Consider the following 13,816-nt stretch of genomic DNA (forward strand, 5'->3'; position numbering starts at 1 on the left):
AAAAAATATCAAATACTCAAGAGTAGATATTCACTTCAGGAATTGGTACAACAAATTGACCTCCCCAATCCCGAATATAAGCCATTTGTGCCATAATTTCATTTTTCAGATTCCAGGGCAAAATTAGTAGATAGTCAGGCTTTGTTTCGGTAATTTTGTCTGGATGAAAAATCGGAATATGAGTTCCTGGTAAAAATTGACCCTGTTTGTAAGGGTTACGGTCTACTGTATAGTCAAGAAAATCTGTGCGGATACCACAATAGTTTAAAAGAGTATTTCCCTTACCTGGAGCACCGTAACCAACAATCGATTTTCCCTCCCGCTTAACTTCGATCAAAAAATCTAATAACTTGCGTTTAGTTTCTTTAACCTGTTCTCCAAAGGAAAAATAGTATTCTAATTGCGTAAAACCAGCCGCTTCTTCTCTAGATTTCAGTTCTGATACTTGATGACTAACGGGTTTAGAAGAATCTTCATTGTGGCGGGCATAAATTCTCAAAGAACCACCATGAGTAGTTAATTCTTCTACATCAAAAATTGTCAAACCGTGAGCTGCAAAAATCTTTTCTACGGTAAGAAAGGAAAAATAAGAGAAATGCTCGTGGTAAATAGTATCAAACTGATTTTCCTCGATTAACCGCATCAAGTGGGGAAATTCCATAGTAATTGCACCATACGGTTTGAGGATAATTTTCATCCCTTTGACAAAATCATTGAGATATGGTGTGTGAGCAAGGACATTATTTCCGAGTAATAAATCTGCCTGTTTGCCTTGAGCAACCTGTTCTTGGGCTGTCTTCTGTCCAAAAAACTTGACAACTGTAGGAATACCTTTTTTAATTGCTACTTCAGCAACATTTGCAGCTGGTTCTATTCCCAGCGCTGGGATATTTTTGGCAACAAAGTATTGCAGCAAGTAACCATCATTGCTAGCAATTTCTATTACTTGACTCTCCTGGTTTAATTGTAAACGTTCTACTACCAAATCAACGTATTTTTTAGCGTGTTGCAACCAGCTATCAGAGTAGGAAGAGAAATAAGCGTAGTCACTAAAAATATTTTCCGGGCTAATGTATTCTTGGAGTTGAACTAAAAAACATTCCTCACAAACATAGACATGCAGAGGATAAAATGGCTCCACTTCATTCAGTTGTTTGAGACTGCGATAGCTTTCGCAGGGAGGAGACATCCCTAAATCTACGAAGGTATGGCGCAACCCTGTTCCACAGAACAGACAGTTACCAGTTATTAGTTGATTATTTGTTGATTTTGATAAATTCATAATTTATATTTTAAACAGTCTGCCAGAAGAAATCTCGATCGATTTGCTGGGTGCGAATGAGGTATTCCAGTTGTTTTAGGCGAGTAAAACCTCTAGACTCAAATGTTCCTTTATCCATATCAATTTGCTGGAAGACATTATATAGTTGTTGAGCACCGCGTTGGGCATCCCATTCACATTTGAATCCTGGTAAATTTTGGTTAATTTTATCAAATGAAACTCGATAGCTGCGGTTGTCAGGATCGTGTTTACCAAAGCTCAATTGACAATCTGTAAAAACTTCTGCAACTATTTGAGCAATTTGTTTGACTTGATAGTTGCTATTTGTATCGCCGACATTGAAAATTTGGTTGTGAATTAGATCGCGCGGAGCTTCTAAGGTACAGATAATTGCTTTGCAGATATCCAACAGATGCACTAGGGGACGCCAAGGTGTACCGTCACTGTTCATCTTGATTTCTTTAATTGTCCATGCCCAACCGGCTAGATTGTTTAAGACAATATCAAAGCGCATTCTCGGAGAGGCTCCATAGGCTGTGGCATTTCGGAGAAAGGTAGGAGAAAAGCTATCATCAGCAAGGAGTTTCACATCTTGTTCGACAAGTGCTTTGCATTTGGCATAAGCTGTTTGGGGATTGATGGTAGACTCTTCGCTAACGTAGTCTTCAGTGGCAAAACCATAGACACTGCATGATGATGTATAGACAAAGCGTTGGATTCCTGCTGCTTTCGCCAGTTTCGCTATATGTACTGAGCCTTTGTGGTTGATATCGTAGGTGATATCAGGAGCTAACTGACCTAAAGGGTCGTTAGAGAGTTCTGCCATGTGAACTATTGCTTCTACGCCTTGTAGGTCTTCTATTGTAATGTGGCGGATGTCTTTGTTGAGGGTTTTGGCAGTTAATTTGGTGCCGTTATATAGCCAACCTACTTTATAAAAGCCAGTATCCAAACCAATAACTTCATGACCTTGTTGGATCAACAGGGGAGCTAATAATGAGCCGATATAGCCTTCAGTTCCAGTTACAAGTATTTTCATATCCTATAGTGCGATCGCAGTTTGTGGGGGTTTTAATTCAGTAGGAATATTGTCTATAGGTGCTAATAGCAACTTAGCAATGATTTCTTCGCGTAGGGGAGCGGCTTCATCTTGAGTCAACAAAGCGAATAACTTTGCTACTGCTTGTGGAGAGCGATCTATTTTGAGGGACTCTTGCAGTATAGACAAAGCTCCGGCGATATTGCCCACCTGGAGAGGAATTGCTGCTCGTGTCAGACAATAGTTGAAATTTTGGCTGCGAGCTTCTCTGGTAATCTTGGCGCGCTGCTCAATAGGAAAATAGGTATCAGAAATTTCAATCGCATGGCGGATAGCTTTTGGCATCTTTCCAGAAAGCCAATTTGCAGATGTCAATTTTTGGGTATGTTCGCGATAACGTGCCAAAATGCCTGGTTCGTACCACCAATCGTAATTAGCAGCATAGCGTTTAAATATTTCCCAGTCAGAAATTTCAGTTAAGTTCGGGTAATGTCCTCCTAACTGTTCGTAAGCGGTTCGACGAATGACTATTGCAGGTATGGTTACTAGACCACAGACACCTATGTTGGACAGCCAATTTGTCATGATGCCCCTGTGTTCTCCATACACCGAAACTACTTCTCCAGTGTTGATCGTTTCTCCTTTTTCGTTAATATATTCAAAACCCGTACAACCAACTCCAACTGTATCTGGACAAGTTGCCAGACTTTGCTGAAGGCGTTCATAAAAACCTGGAAGTACACAGTCATCATCATGGAGAACATGCACCCACTGACCGCGACTCAGGGCAATCCCGGCGTTATAATTTCTCGCTCCACCAATATTTTCTTGATTGCGGTAGTAGCGGATTACTCCTCCCCCAATACTGTTTACTAGATCGAACAACGGTGTTGTACTGGCATTATCCATTACCAGAATTTCCATCTGCTCTGCCCCAGGCCATTGCACTAAGACGCTAGCCAGACATTCCAGGAGATAATCGGTGCGGTTATATACCGGAATCACTACAGTCCAAAATGGTCGAGGTTTCTCTGGCTCTATTACAGGTGGAATCGCTGGAAACTGATAGTCGCCAATAGTAACTTCAGCTTGAGGAATGGGGGGAGTAACGAGCATTTCTGGAGTGATGGCAGCATCAAAGTAAGCAGATACGGCTTTGGCATAGTGAGGATTGAGTAAAGTTAATGCCTGACGATACACAGAAATCGCCTCTGCTCTCTTGTTTTGAGCTTGGTAAACCTGACTCAAACGGACGTAGATTTTCCAGTTTAAGGGATTGAGTTTTAGGGCTTGGCGATATGAGGCGATCGCTTCTTCCGATAAACCTTCTTCTTGCAGGATGTTGCCTAAGCTATAATATGTCTCTGGCGAATTTGGGTCAAGAGCGATCGCTTGACGATAATAATTAATTGCTTTCTTAAAATCCCCTGCGATCGTGCAAGAATGTGCAAATTTCTGATTCAAATCCGCGTAGTCTGCTTGTTGAGCTTTTGATAGTTTACCTTGCGCGTTCAGGGTGTTGCCTAAGTTAACTTTTGCTTCGGCAAAGTTAGGCTGGAGTTCTAAGGCTTTTTGATAACAAGTAACTGCTTCATCAAACTTACCTTGTTGTTCCAAAGTATAACCCAAATTATTATGTCTTGCTACTAGCTTTGACTCTAGGGCTATTACATCAGGCAAAGAAGCAAAATCGAAATACAAGAGAAACTTTTGGTAAGGAATATTTTGAAAGTTTTTATTTTCTTGCTTAAATTTTGGAGATAGTAAAATTAATTCCTTATCTCTATTCCTTTTCTCCATATCGTTCAGTTTTTCTAAAAGCTCACCATCTAATTCTCTGCCGCCATTTCTCGAAAATGCGTTCTTCTTTAACCAATGTGTATGCCAGAAAATAAAGCCTAAATAATAAGCTGTGATGCCTTCAAATTGAATTGCTTCACAAAATGGAATTTTGGCATTTTTATCAAAAATATTTTGCGGTGAAACTGTCCAATATGCCACATCTCCATCACCAGAAGCAACACATTTTAAATTTGTGTAGTAGTTGGGATCGTTTGGACGTTGATATAAATTTACTCCTGAAAAAAATAAGGCTGTATTTTGCAGATGATTTTGCTTCAAATAATTATAAATAATTTTTAATTTATCAGGAATACCTATGGAATCGCCGTCGATATAAACGCAAATTTTATACTGCGTCTGACTAAGACCAAAATTAGAATAAAAAACGAAAGAATGAATGTTGTTTACATCCAATTCAACTTGTTCTTTTGTACTAAACGAATAGACGTGAGGTAAGTAATGAAAAGCCCGTATTTTCTGAGGATATTTTTGTGCAAATGCCTCTATTATTTGAGGAGTTTTGTCTGTACACTGATGAAACACTATTACCAATTCATCAACATAATCAATCCAAGATTCAATTGTTGGTGCCAAAAACTCTTCTTCATTACGAACTCGCATCAGACCGCTGATCCCATCTTGTCGATTTTGTGGCTCAAAAGATGAAGCATTTATAGTAGGATGCTCTACTTGACTAATTGACATAGTTTTTTAGTCCAAAACTAGAAAATTTTTGCTTTTTCCTAAACAAGTCTTTACAAAGGAAGTGAGATAAATCTTGAGGCAATTTCTTCACGCAGAGGAGCTGCTTTTTCTTGTGTTAACCACCGGAATAACTTTGCCACTGCTTCCGGGCTACGATCTATTTTTAAAGCTTCTTCTAACCCTTGCCAAACTCCAGCCAGATTCCCAGCCTGTAGGGGAATTATCAGCGATTCTAGACAATAAAGAAAATAATGACTCTGGGATTGGACGGTAATTTGTGCCGAGTATTCAATAGGAAAATAACTCTTTGAAATTTCAATTGCACGGCGGATGGATATCATCTGTTTCCCAGAGAGTAACAGTTGGCTGGTGACATTGTTAGCATGTTCGCGGTAACGAGCTAAAATTTCTGGTTCATACCACCAATCATAAACAGAGGCAATGCGTTTATAAACTTCCCAATCGCTTGTATAGGTCAGTTCAGGATGATATACGCCCAATTGTTCGTGTGCTTCTCGACGAATCACTACCGCAGGCATATTCAATGAGTTACTAACTCCGATAATTTGCAACCAATTTTGGGCAATTCCTCGCTGCTCTCCATAGACTTGTTGGCTGAAAATTACTTCTCCTTTCTCGTTAATATTTTCATAACCTGTAAAAGCGGCTCCTATAGAATCTGAAGACCCTTCTAGACTTTCTTGTAGCCGAGAATAAAAACCTGGGAGAATATAATCATCGTCGTGCAGTAAATGAATCCAATGACCGCGAGTTAGAGCAACTCCGGCATTCCAATTTCCTGGCAAACCGAGATTTTGCGGATTGCGATAGTAGTTGATTATTCCTTGTCCGATACTATTCACCAGTTCAAATACTGGCGTTGTACTGGCATCGTCCATGACGATGATTTCCATCTGCTCTTCTCCTTGCCATTGGGTCAATACACTAACAAGGCATTCGAGTAGATAATCTATGCGGTTGTATACAGTTACCACCACACTCCAGAAAGGACGCTTACCTGTATTTGCTACGGTTGGAATAGTCGGAAAGCTGTATTCCCCTACAATTACCTCTCTTTGGGGAATTGAGGGCGTGACTGGTACTTGTTGAGGAATTTCGGCATCCTCACTAAATACTAATGCTTTGGCATAGTGAGGATTAATTAGCTTTAACCCTTGTCGATAGGCAGAAACAGCTTTCTGATATTGGTTGAGTTGTTGATAAATTTTGCCTAAATTGAGGTATACTTCTCCATCGTTGGGATGAAGTTCTAAGAGTTTTTGGTAGGATGCGATCGCCTCTTCTAATTCTCCTTGTTCTTGCAGCGCCAAAGCCAAGTTATAATGGGCTTCTAACAAATTTGGTTGTAGTGCGATCGCTTGCTTGTAACAAGTAACAGCATTTTTCAGATCGAGAGCTTTTTTCCGAGCAACACCCAATTGATTATTTAATTGTGCATAGTATATTTTTTGATTGATCGAGAGCTTACCTTGAGCGTGTAACGCATTACCCAAATTAGTCTCTGCTTCGATAAAGTCTGGCTTTAGCTCTAGAGCTTTTTGATAATAGTTAATTGCTTCTTCAAATAATCCTTGTTGTTGCAGAGTATAGCCCAAGTTGTTGTAAATTGGTAATGAATTAGGTAATAAAACTAAAGCTTGCCGATAAGCTTTCTCTGCTTCGGAAAACTGTTCTTGAACTAAATGCAAATTACCTAAACTGAACCAAGTTTTTACAGAATTTTGTTGAACTTGTGAAGCCGCACTTAGCCACTGTTCAGCAGTTTGGAGTTGCCCCATCTGTTGCGCTAACATCCCTAAACCATATAAAGCTTCATGGTTATCGGGTTGTTTTTCCAGAACTTGACTATACAGCAGTTCTGCCTCCAATAAACTATTGTCTTGTTGCTGTTGAACTGCTAGTTCAAGGATTTCAGCTACTTCTGTTTGATTTAGCGATTCAGCTTCATCCTTGTCACCTGACTGATGCTTTTGTATCGCAATTTGAATAAAAGATTTAACTCTAGATGCTGAAATATTTGTAGCATTCATAACTCTGTAGTATCTATAACTATATTTGAATTTGATATTATATTGTTATAGATTACTATAATTTCAGAACATAAGTGATAACTACTAATAAAATATTTTCCCTATTTTTGCCTGTTAATCAAGCAAGGCTATTTAATTAAAATAAGGGAGAGATTTTGTCAACAGTATGGACGAGAAATAAGCCTGAAGCTAGCGATCGAACATTACCAAGTCAAGTAATTTCAGTGCGTACACCATAGGGTTTGCTGTTGGCAAAACCTCTCCCAGAAAAGGTATCGAAATTTTATTGTACAATCAGATTTTTTTACTTACCCGATTGTTTTGACTGAGATGCTTGTAAATCAGAGTCTGTTAGGAAATGAAACGAGCAATTAGCCTTAAGCAAATTATATTACCGAGCTGATATCACTTGCACTCACGTTTGAAAATAGTATGCTTTGTTGAGGATTATTACCGAGAGACAAAGTATTACCGAGAGACAAAGTATTACCCAGAGACAAAGTATTTAAGGTGAGAAGAGCGCCATCGCTGGTATCTGTGATGTTACCTCGACTTCCCCAGCCATCTAATACAAGCTTGTCAACACCAACCTGAAAATCTTGAATGACATCAAAATCTTTTTTCAACAAGGAATCGCTACGTTTGAAAGTAAATGTGTCATTACCTTCGCCACCAATTAAGACATCATTACCACTACCACCATAGAGTGTATCATTGCCTTTACCGCCATAGAGTGTATCATCGCCTTCGGCACCATCTAGCGAATCATTACCTTGGCCGGCGTCGAGGTTATCATTACCTCTTTTTCCAGATAGCTTATCATCCCCTAAGCTAGCATAAAGTTTGTCTGCCCCGTTGGTTCCCGTCAGATTATCCTTGCGAATCGTGCCGTAGATAACATCTCTACCCAGGTTGCCGATTAAAGTGTCTCCTGCCAATTCAACAGAAGTAGTATTAATTTTGACTATAGTTAAGTTGGTATTACGATTAAAATTCCGTTCATAAGTCCCAACAGCACTACCATTGAGGAAATCAGTACCATTGTCGCCATCAATATCATCATCTTTGTCACGAGTCTCGATTGTGACATTGCGACTACGACCAAATGTTAGATCCCCGATTTGATCGGAGGAGACTAATTTACCTTGGATGCCAAAATAATCTAAAACTTTGGCCCGATTAGGATTTGTGGTATCTAATACCAAAAAAGTTGTTGTCGACTGGCCCTTGTTATATTCAACGTCAGGATTTTCAATTTCTTTAGCTGCCAATTTTAAATCTGCTGAAAAATCAAAAGAGAAGCTGTCATTACGACCAACCGCAAAACTAGCAAGTACCTTTGCTTCGCTGTTGGAAGTACCTTCAAATTGACCACTTAATCCAACTACAGCAGCCTTAGTGAAAAGTGATGAAAAAGTTGGATCAAAACTTGCTTGAGCCTCAGCAATTGCAGCAGTTATACCACCTTTAACTAAGGTATCTGCCTGAGTCGTAGTTAAAATGCTTGCAGCACTTTCACTATAGTTAGAAAAAGTAGCATCACCTTCAGCGGTAACAAAATTAGGACTAGGATCGGGCTTGGGATCGGGTCTATTGTTGAGATTAGTTCTACCATTAAAAGAAAGTAACTTTGGAACTGTCAGTGTTAGACTTATTCTTGATGCCATAAAAAACTGTGTTGATTTTGTTAGTTAACAAATTTGCGCGTAAATATTTGGGGAGTAATTCTCTCCTAATTTACGGGCTAAATCTCTTGATATCCCTAATGAAGCTGTTAGCTTTTATCCAGGATTTGCTTCGCTTTTAACAGTACTTTGAAATAGGTTAGTTGACTATTCCAAGCGGAACGTGGAAGTAGTGGGATTTTCTCTAATTCTTGAGATGGTGATGACTCAAGGTCAGTTTTTTCCGCTGAAATTGTGTTAATTTCGGAATTTTCTGCCATAATTTATTATCTCACGAGAGAGTAATAACGATCGGGTTCTTTTTGCCAACTTTCCGACCACTGAATGCTGTCAGCAGTAAAGTGTAATCGGTCGTTTGCTGGCAATAAAGTATCTGTAGGCTCAACAATTAGCTCAAATTCGCCATTATCAAATGGCAATCCTTGCGCCTTTACTTTGGGAACTACACGCTCTCTCATACCTTGTTTGGCATGAACAAGAGCGCGATGATGACAGTAAGGATTATTACCTCTCTTATTAAAGAAAACATGGGCTGTCCAACTGCAACCCCCACGACAAAGTTCAGCATATTCGCAGGTTTTACAGAAACCCCATAGGTGTTTTGTGCCTTCAGGTGTGCCTGCCCCTAGATTGAAGCGTAGTTCTTCTGCACCCTCGATAATATCATGCAAGGTATGTTCTCGGATGTTACCACCTGTATAGGCAGTAGTCGGCAGTGAGGGACAACCTTTAATCGCTCCGTCAGCTTCAATTCCCAAAGTGGAAAGTCCTGCACCGCAACCTTGCCAAAATGAGAAGTCATCCTCCTTTCCCCGTCCCCGCAACAGTCGTTCATAAGGGCCGTAGTAACCAATATTATTTCCCGCCTGAAGTTGCACGCCTTCTTGGTAAGCACGACGCGCCACACGGGCAAGCATGGGGTAGATATCTAGCAGTTCATGGGGTTGGAGGAGGATATCTGCGTTATCGGCTGCATTTCCCATTGGTACAGTTAATTGAACTTGCCAAGCACGCGCACCTGCATCACGAATGCACTCATAGATGCAGGGAAACTCTGGCGCTGAGAGGCGATTAATTTGGGTGTTGCAACCAAAAGAAATACCCACTTCTCGCAGATGACTCATGGTCTTAAATGCATATTTCCAAGAGCCTTTCTTTCCCCGCAAGCGGTCATGAGTTGCTTCCAAGCCATCAATAGAAACAGAGACGGTACGAATTCCCGCTTCCTTCATTTTTTGGGCGGTTTCTAAGGAAATGCCATAACCGCCTGTAGTCATACCACATAACATTCCCGCCTCGTTGATAGCTTTGGCGATTTCCAGCCAGTCTGGACGCAGAAATGCTTCACCACCAATGAGAGTAACTTCTTTAATTCCAACTTCTGCCATCTGCTTGACGAGATCCAAAGCTTCTTCTGGGGAAAGTTCTTTGGCGCGCTCATGTCCTGCACGGGAACCACAGTGACTACATGCTAGATTGCACTTCAAGGTAATTTCCCAAACTGCGTAGCTTTTGCGCTGATATGTCATAGGTTAACTCTCAATCTCAACCCTCGAAATAAACGAACGAATTCTATTTCTTCATCGTTTTATCGGGTTATTGTACTTCTGTTGAACTAAGAACTGCTCCATATAACGGTTGTACAGGTGGAATTTTTCCTTTGGGAAGCGGCCATGGCTTTGGATTTGGTTTAGGAATCCATTTACATTTTTTAACTGGTGGTTTTCCACCTTCTTCGGGAGGTGAGACTACAACACCATACAATGGCTGAAGGACTGAATCCTTATTGTTTGTAAGCCCGCCAAAGGCTCCTACTAATTCATCTTCACTGAGGTCGTCAAACTGGCCTAGTTCTTTTAACTCCAATATTTTAATTGAGGCTGTTTCAAATTCTTCTTGAGAAAAATTATAGCCACCTTCTTCCATGACTTTTATCACTTCCTCAATCTTATCACTCATCAATTGAGTGTAAAAAGCCTCGTCTTTGACTAGTCTTACCAGGAAGTCTTTAACTTTCTCGAAAATTGTTAATGACATAAATTTTACCCCCTTAATTTGAAAGTTGAAGTTTAGATTGATGAAAATTGACGATCGCATCAAATAACCCGTTTAGCGAGAAACTTTTAGTGAGTCCACTTGTGTAACTTTTTGTTGCTGGTTTTGGTAAATTTCTCCTAATTTGATGTTGGCTTCTTGGTGTTGGGGATTGAACTCCAAAGCTTTTTGATAGCAAGCGATCGCTTCTTCTAGCTCCCCTTGTTCTTGCAGTGCCACCCCCAAGTTATAATGGGCTTCTACCAAATCAGGCTGTATTGCGATCGCACTTCGATAGTAAACAATAGCAGTTTCCCAATCAGCTCCTTCTTGGTGGGCAAAGCCCATCTGATAATTCAAGTCAGCATAATAGGCTTGTTTCTCTAGCGAAAGCTTCCCTTGAGCAAACAGCGCATTCGCTAAATTGATTTCTGCTTCTATGCAGTTGGGCTGAAATTCCAGAGCTTTTTGATATGATGCGATCGCATCCTCCCACTTCTCTTGTTGTTGCAAGGTGTAGCCCAAATTGTTGTATATTGTCCCTGCATCTGGTCGCAAAGCAATAGCTTTTCGGTAAGCTGCTTCAGCTTCTGGTAATTGTCCTTGGCCTTGCAGCAAATTACCTAAACTAAACCAAATTTTCACGGAGTTAGGTTGAACTTGCGAAGCTGCACTCAAATGCTTCTGAGCTTCTTGCAACTCACCTTTGTGCTGTAGCAGCATCCCTAAATTGTATAATGCTTCTGAATAGTCTGGTTGTTTTTCGATCGCTTGACGATATAGCTGTTCGGCTGTATCTAGGCGATTAGCTCGATGCTCCTGAAGTGCAAGTTGGAACAGTTCAGCAACATCTTTAACGTTAAATTGTCTTGGTTTATTAACCAACTGCAAAATAAAATCTTCCAGCGCTCTAACTGGCTTTAAATCGCCATATAATTTATGTTTATTTTCTGCAACTTGCTGAGAAATATATTGCCGATATTTAGCATCTTTCCCTAGACGGATGGCAATTTGGACGTATTCTGATTTATTTGAAGCGATCGTCTCTTCGATACCCATCATCTGCAAAATTGCTAGAGAATGGCGCGATCGCATCAGTTCTCCAGGTAAAGTTACAATCGGAATATTATGAGCAATAGATTCGAGTGTGGAGTTACATCCAGACCAACCAATACTATCTAAGAAGACATCTGCTATAGCTGTAGTTCCAGCAAACTTCCTGTCATGGAGGAAAGACAAAAACAAACAGTGATTTTGATAATCTAATCCTAATTCTGCAAAAGCATGATTTAAGCGCTGGCGAAATTTTTCTGTTATTTCTTCACTTTTGCTTTTAATAAACACAAATTTAGAATTTCCTAGCTCTTTAGCAATAGAAGGAAAAACATCATCATGATTAGGCAAATATTTATATAATGATTGACAACACCAGAAGAAAATATCATCCTCTTTTAAACCTATATCTGGTTTCTTAATTTCTTCGGGTGGAATTGCTAAAGGCATATAATGAATAGATAGATTGGGTAATCTAACTAATTTTTCTGTATAATGTTCTTGAGCATTTTCGGGTTCCATTAAGTCACTGCTCAAGTAATAGTCAATTGTCGGCAGTCCACTAGTCTCAGGGTGTCCCCAAGATGTCATTTGAATTGGCGCTAATCTCAGACAACCCAGTTTGAGAGCCATTGGGTCCATCCCAAATTCTGGGAAAATCAGGATATGTAATCGATCTTTTGTAATTACCTCACACCATTGTTCAGTTGAGCGAACACCTTGAACAAATTTATCAAAAGTTTTGGTGGCACTCATTGTTGAGTAATCTTTTTTGTCTCCCGTATAATAACCAAATAATTCAAACTCACTTCGATCTATATTTTCTACCCAACCTTTAATCGGGATTTTCCAATTAGAATGACTAGATAAAAACCCAGAAACGATCCCAATACGAACCTTTTGATTTTTATCTAAATTTGGCAGAGCCAGCGGCTGGCAATCTTGGGGATAGCGACTCGACATAATTTGGAAAATCATTTCTCCATAAGTTCGCTGTAAATCTCGGTCATTTAAACCTTGATATGTCAAATAAAAAGGTTGAAATGTTCCCACAGCTTCCGATGCTTTTGCCCGTTCTTCCCAATTAGTTAATTCATAATATTTAGCTAAATCTTGCAAATACTGTTGATACTGATTTCGTCTGAATGCAATTTCATCAACATTAGAATAGATAACTGGTAGTTGGCTCATACAAGCACCAAATTTAGCCATATTATAGTTTGGGTTCACTTTTACGGCTTGCTCAAATGCCTGGACTGCTGCTTCTATTTGGTTATCATCTCTCAATGCTGTTCCCAAGTTGGAATATATGTAATCAACATCAGGTCGAATTTTAATCGCTTTTTGATAAGATTCTATGGCAGCATCAAATTTATTTTGCGCCCTGAAAATATTTCCTAAGTTATTATAGGTGATTGCAAAATCAGGTTGAATACTTAAAGTTTTTTCATAAGCTTCTATTGCTTCTGCAAATTTTCCTTTTTCCTGGAAAAGATACCCTAAGTTGTGATAGGCGTAATGATAGTCTGGTTTAATTTTCAGTGCTTGTTGGTAAGAATCGATGGCATCATTGAATCGCCCTTGTTTTTGGAGTACTTCTCCTAAATTAGTATGAGATGATACCAAATCTGGCTGCAATGCAATAGCTTGGCGATAATATAATTCTGCTATCTTGAAATCGCCTGCCTTTTGCTTACCTAAAGCAAACTGCTCGTTCAACTCTGCATAGTGGGCTTGTTCTTCTGGTGACAGCTTACCTTGAATGTGAAGAATATTTTTGATATTAATTTGTACTTCTATGCTGTCTGGGAGAATTAAGAGTGCTTTTTCATAACAGGCGATCGCTTCTTCTAGCTTACCCTGTTGTTGCAGACTAAACCCCAAACTGTTAGATATTGCCCCTGCTTCAGGTTGTAATTGCAGGGCTGCTTGAAAAAATTGTTCTGCATTCTGATATTGTTCCCGTTGCTGCGCCAGCAGACCTAATCCATATAATGCCTCTGACTGCTGGGGATCTAAGTCTATAATTTGACAATAAATCTCTTCGGCTTGGGTGAAGCGCTTACTTTGATAATATTGACTTGCGAGTTGGAGAGCATCAGGAATTGTCGTCACGTCGCTTTGC

9 protein-coding genes are annotated in these 13,816 nt (G+C 39.8%); all 9 read right to left on the minus strand.

Annotated features, from left to right (window positions below):
- Positions 1 to 16: 16 nt before the first annotated feature.
- A complete protein-coding gene (locus tag RMZ95_RS11660; protein WP_322682409.1) occupies positions 17 to 1,282 on the minus strand; it encodes a class I SAM-dependent methyltransferase in 1,266 nt (421 codons plus the stop codon).
- 10 nt (positions 1,283 to 1,292) lie between these two features.
- On the minus strand, positions 1,293 to 2,321 hold the full coding sequence (locus RMZ95_RS11665; RefSeq protein ID WP_322682410.1) for an SDR family oxidoreductase: 1,029 nt from the start codon (positions 2,319 to 2,321) through the stop codon (positions 1,293 to 1,295).
- Between the two features lie 3 nt (positions 2,322 to 2,324).
- The gene (locus RMZ95_RS11670; RefSeq protein WP_322682411.1) at positions 2,325 to 4,868 is read right to left on the minus strand and encodes a glycosyltransferase; all 2,544 of its coding nucleotides are present in this window, start codon (positions 4,866 to 4,868) and stop codon (positions 2,325 to 2,327) included.
- A 50-nt stretch (positions 4,869 to 4,918) separates the two neighbouring features.
- On the minus strand, positions 4,919 to 6,919 hold the full coding sequence (locus tag RMZ95_RS11675; RefSeq protein WP_322682412.1) for a tetratricopeptide repeat protein: 2,001 nt from the start codon (positions 6,917 to 6,919) through the stop codon (positions 4,919 to 4,921).
- Between the two features lie 386 nt (positions 6,920 to 7,305).
- Positions 7,306 to 8,586, minus strand: a complete 1,281-nt coding sequence (locus tag RMZ95_RS11680; RefSeq protein WP_322682413.1) for a calcium-binding protein — start codon at positions 8,584 to 8,586, stop codon at positions 7,306 to 7,308.
- A gap of 107 nt (positions 8,587 to 8,693) precedes the next feature.
- Entirely contained in the window at positions 8,694 to 8,864 is a 171-nt protein-coding gene (locus RMZ95_RS11685) for a hypothetical protein (protein WP_322670007.1), read from the minus strand.
- Between the two features lie 6 nt (positions 8,865 to 8,870).
- Positions 8,871 to 10,133: a nif11-class peptide radical SAM maturase 3 gene (locus tag RMZ95_RS11690; RefSeq protein WP_322682414.1), complete on the minus strand. Its 1,263-nt coding sequence runs from the start codon at positions 10,131 to 10,133 to the stop codon at positions 8,871 to 8,873.
- Between the two features lie 67 nt (positions 10,134 to 10,200).
- On the minus strand, positions 10,201 to 10,641 hold the full coding sequence (locus tag RMZ95_RS11695; RefSeq protein ID WP_322682415.1) for a Nif11-like leader peptide family RiPP precursor: 441 nt from the start codon (positions 10,639 to 10,641) through the stop codon (positions 10,201 to 10,203).
- Positions 10,642 to 10,713: 72 nt separating this feature from the next.
- Positions 10,714 to 13,806 (minus strand): tetratricopeptide repeat protein, encoded by a 3,093-nt coding sequence (locus RMZ95_RS11700; protein WP_322682416.1) that lies wholly within the window; start codon positions 13,804 to 13,806, stop codon positions 10,714 to 10,716.
- Between the last annotated feature and the right edge of the window lie 10 nt (positions 13,807 to 13,816).

Source organism: Nostoc sp. DedQUE07, from assembly GCF_034530975.2.
Classification (GTDB): Bacteria; Cyanobacteriota; Cyanobacteriia; order Cyanobacteriales; family Nostocaceae; genus Nostoc.

What these genes read in the sequence shown, in the direction of transcription:
- RMZ95_RS11660 (WP_322682409.1), bottom strand. Translation starts at nt 1,282, where the DNA reads ATGAATTTATCAAAATCAACAAATAATCAACTAATAACTGGTAACTGT.
- RMZ95_RS11665 (WP_322682410.1), bottom strand. Translation starts at nt 2,321, where the DNA reads ATGAAAATACTTGTAACTGGAACTGAAGGCTATATCGGCTCATTATTA.
- RMZ95_RS11670 (WP_322682411.1), bottom strand. Translation starts at nt 4,868, where the DNA reads ATGTCAATTAGTCAAGTAGAGCATCCTACTATAAATGCTTCATCTTTT.
- RMZ95_RS11675 (WP_322682412.1), bottom strand. Translation starts at nt 6,919, where the DNA reads ATGAATGCTACAAATATTTCAGCATCTAGAGTTAAATCTTTTATTCAA.
- RMZ95_RS11680 (WP_322682413.1), bottom strand. Translation starts at nt 8,586, where the DNA reads ATGGCATCAAGAATAAGTCTAACACTGACAGTTCCAAAGTTACTTTCT.
- RMZ95_RS11685 (WP_322670007.1), bottom strand. Translation starts at nt 8,864, where the DNA reads ATGGCAGAAAATTCCGAAATTAACACAATTTCAGCGGAAAAAACTGAC.
- RMZ95_RS11690 (WP_322682414.1), bottom strand. Translation starts at nt 10,133, where the DNA reads ATGACATATCAGCGCAAAAGCTACGCAGTTTGGGAAATTACCTTGAAG.
- RMZ95_RS11695 (WP_322682415.1), bottom strand. Translation starts at nt 10,641, where the DNA reads ATGTCATTAACAATTTTCGAGAAAGTTAAAGACTTCCTGGTAAGACTA.